At 41.4% G+C, this 3,586-nt stretch carries 4 protein-coding genes; 2 read left to right on the top strand and 2 right to left on the bottom strand.

Annotation, left to right across the window (positions count from 1 at the left end):
- Nucleotides 1-154 precede the first annotated feature (154 nt).
- On the bottom strand, nucleotides 155-649 hold the full coding sequence (locus PLH26_RS20775) for a YybH family protein (RefSeq protein ID WP_324587937.1): 495 nt from the start codon (nucleotides 647-649) through the stop codon (nucleotides 155-157).
- 157 nt (nucleotides 650-806) lie between these two features.
- A complete protein-coding gene (locus PLH26_RS20770) occupies nucleotides 807-1,154 on the bottom strand; it encodes a 4Fe-4S dicluster domain-containing protein (protein ID WP_324587936.1) in 348 nt (115 codons plus the stop codon).
- Between the two features lie 76 nt (nucleotides 1,155-1,230).
- Between PLH26_RS20770 and PLH26_RS20765 the strand changes: the two genes are divergently transcribed.
- Together PLH26_RS20765 and PLH26_RS20760 are read left to right on the top strand one after the other, a co-directional pair.
- Nucleotides 1,231-2,235, top strand: coding sequence for an acyl-CoA reductase (locus PLH26_RS20765; protein WP_324587935.1), 1,005 nt, complete (start codon nucleotides 1,231-1,233; stop codon nucleotides 2,233-2,235).
- Between the two features lie 243 nt (nucleotides 2,236-2,478).
- Nucleotides 2,479-3,586: S1C family serine protease (locus PLH26_RS20760; protein ID WP_324587934.1), on the top strand; the 1,108-nt coding region annotated here is incomplete at its 3' end.

Here is a 3,586-nt window from a genome sequence, read left to right as displayed (position 1 = left end):
GCTCAATAGTTATTGCGCTTTTATAGGAGATAACCGATTCGCCTGAATAACCGCCGGTAACAAAAGCAATATTGGGTTTCATGTATTATAGCCAGTTTGCATGCAAAGAAACGATTTTTGATATCAAATATGATAATTGAAAAGCTAAATTTCATCATTTGCGCCCTGCCTGGCGGCCGTCACTCCTTTCTAAACCTACCCCTTCATTGCCTGCATCCAATACGAATTTCCACCTCCCGTCCGCCTGCTTTTTCCAGATCGTTACATAGGTTCCCCTGCGCACAGAATCTCCTGTTTGCATACTATAAACCCCGTACGTGTAACCCAGGTCTGCAGATGCTGCAACATCTCCATTCATTGGCTGCCAGGTTAGTATAACCGAAGAGTCATTAAAGGAACTTATGAAATCAATAGCATCCGCACCTGTTACCGGCATGCTGTTGGGTTGCAATAACACGCCGTCTGCTTCAATATATTCAAGGAATGCTTTCTTCATTCCCACTTCTTTTGAACGGTTCGAGAAATCAACATCTGTTTGCTGCATTTCATTCAATGCATTTATCCGTTCAGTATTTTTCCTGAATTGAAGATTGCAGGAAGCATTTACCATAAACAAAGCAATACCAATGGAGCTTAAAGTCCTTTTCATATCATAACTTCTGTATTGAAAAAACAAGGGTGAAGAACCATTTTCATGTCTTCACCCCAAAACGGGAAATATCACCCGCTTATAATATGATGCAAAGCATCATTAGTTAAGAATGTAAGCTGCTCTTCGTTACTGCAGCGTATACTGTTACCAAAGCTTATACATGCAGTTTTTCTTTTTTAGCCATTAATTCCTCTATTGTTTCCTGATACATCTCATCGGGCACACAACAATCTACCGGGCATACCGAAGCACATTGAGGTTCTTCATGAAATCCCTGGCACTCGGTACATTTGTCAGGAACGATATAATAAATGTCTACACTTATTGGAGGGTTACGCTGGTTTACGTCCATAACCGAACCATCCATCAGGGTAAAATCGCCCTTTATACTGGTACCATCTGCAATAGCCCATTCTACCCCACCTTCATAAATTGCGTTGTTCGGACATTCAGGCTCACAGGCTCCGCAATTAATACATTCATCTGTTATTTTGATTGCCATACTAATTTACAATTTTTCAGATAATTTTTAGCAATAGATTTGCACACCAAAGATAGTCACACTGAATCTAAAATCCATGCTGAATTTACAACAACGAATCAATATATTAACCCGGTTGCAAAAATATATGACCGGCAATGATCCCGTTTGGCTGAATGCGAAAGTAAATGCTGCCGAAAACAATCCCTGGTTTATCGCATCGTTCATTGATAACGCCATTCAAAATATCGCCTCACATCTCCTTGAACCTTCAAAAATAAATACATGGGCCGCTTCATACGATATACCCGAACAAACCGTTGCTCCCGTTAACATAGGCATTACCATGGCAGGGAACATCCCGCTTGCAGGATTTCACGACTTTTTGTGTGTGTTTATATCCGGTCACAGGCAAACCGTTAAACTGTCTTCCAAGGATAATGTGCTCCTGAAACATTTTGCCGCTAAGATGGCTTCGTGGAACCCGGCAATAAAGGATCACATTGTTTTTGCGGACATGCTTAAAGGATGCGAAGCCTACATTGCTACAGGGTCCAATAACACTGCGAGATATTTTGAGTATTATTTCAGGAAATATCCCCATATAATCAGGAAGAACCGAACTTCCGTGGCCATATTAAAAGGAAAGGAAACTCCATATGAACTGGAAAAGCTGGCAGACGATGTTTGTCTGTATTTTGGACTGGGGTGCCGGAATGTTACTAAAATATACGTGCCGCCCGGCTATGATTTTCTACCGCTGTTGACATCACTTAAAAAATACAGCAACCTGATCGAAAATCATAAATATAAACACAACTATGATTTTAACCTCGCAATGCAGATAATGAACCAGAAGTATTATATGACCAATGGCTCTGTGATCCTCACCGAAAATCCATCTGTATTCTCTCCGATAAGCCAGTTACACTATGCATTTTATAACGATCCTGAAGATGTATACAATACCCTTAACCCTGAGGAAATCCAATGCATCTGCGGAACAGAAAAAATTCCTTTGGGCGCTGCCCAGTCGCCCGGTTTAACTGATTATGCAGATGGGATTGACACGATGAATTTCTTAAAACAGCTCACAAAATAAAGGTCGTCCTTTACGCAAATTGCCTTTGCAAGCATCTAACATTCCTTAACATTTTTATTACGTATTCCTTCGTAATTTCACATCATGCTTTGAAATACGAAATTGTTCCTAATCATTTGTTAAGCCTGTTGTGCCGAAATGTCATATTTGTCACCGATTTATTTATTTTGCAGCAGTAAGGGCATAGCATTTGATTAAACAAACAGAAGCTTTTATTCAGTTAAAAATAAAATTCATATACAGATGAAAATTAAACAGATAGTATTTACAGTGTTGATAAGCGCTGCTACCGCGATGGGGGTCATATATGCTTACGACTCGTTTGTTAAAAAACCTGTGGCTATCCAGGATGGTGTAAAAATTCCGGCCAACTATGCAGGCCTATTTGATGGGAACAATATCCCCGGACCAGTGGATTTTGAACAACCTTCTAAAATAGCGGTGCCTGCCGTGGCGCATATCACTACCGTGATAGGAAAATCGGAAGCCAGCAATAACCTCCCCCGCAGGAGCAACCCTTTTCGGGGGCTGGTGCCTGACGATTTTTTTGATGATTTTTTTGGTAACGGACCCAATATGAGAAGCATCCCCCAAAGGGCTTCGGGATCTGGTGTTATTGTAAGTCAGGATGGCTATATTATTACCAATAACCACGTAATTGATGGCGCTTCGGAAATTAAAGTAAGCCTCAACAATAAAAGCAGCTATACTGCAAAAGTAGTGGGTGCTGATGCCAGCAGTGACCTTGCAGTATTAAAGATTGATGCAAAAAACCTCCCCTTTTTATTGTACGGCAATTCCGATAATGTGCAAATAGGCCAATGGGTGCTGGCTATTGGTTATCCTTTGAATCTGGAAACCACGGTAACCGCGGGCATAATCAGCGCCAAGGGAAGAACCCTGGGTTTAAATGCACGCCGCAGTAAAACGCCTATAGAATCTTTTATACAAACAGATGCAGCGGTTAACCAGGGAAACAGTGGCGGTGCGCTGGTAAATACAAATGGTGAATTGATAGGCATTAACTCTGCTATCGCATCCCCTACCGGATCATACGCCGGCTATTCCTATGCCATTCCCGTAAATATTGTAAAGAAGATAGTAAACGATCTGATCCAGTTTGGCACTGTTCAAAGAGCATATCTTGGCATAAGCTATTTGCCCGATCAGGCGCCGGATTCTGAAAAGGAAAAACTGGGTTATAAAACCGGACAAGGTGTATATGTAAGAGATGTTGCTGAAGATGGTGCCGCGGCAGCCGCAGGCATCAAGTCCGGTGATTACATTTCCAGGCTTAATGATGTTCCCATTACATCGGGTAACGAACTGGTAGAAAAAATTGCAAGATTGA

The organism is Agriterribacter sp. (genome assembly GCF_035444585.1).
Taxonomy (GTDB): Bacteria; Bacteroidota; Bacteroidia; order Chitinophagales; family Chitinophagaceae; genus Agriterribacter.
This window is presented reverse-complemented; position numbering and strand designations above follow the sequence as displayed.

Excerpts from the sequence above, each read along its gene's own strand:
- PLH26_RS20775 (WP_324587937.1), bottom strand. The coding sequence starts at position 649 with ATGAAAAGGACTTTAAGCTCCATTGGTATTGCTTTGTTTATGGTAAAT.
- PLH26_RS20765 (WP_324587935.1), top strand. The coding sequence starts at position 1,231 with ATGCTGAATTTACAACAACGAATCAATATATTAACCCGGTTGCAAAAA.
- PLH26_RS20770 (WP_324587936.1), bottom strand. The coding sequence starts at position 1,154 with ATGGCAATCAAAATAACAGATGAATGTATTAATTGCGGAGCCTGTGAG.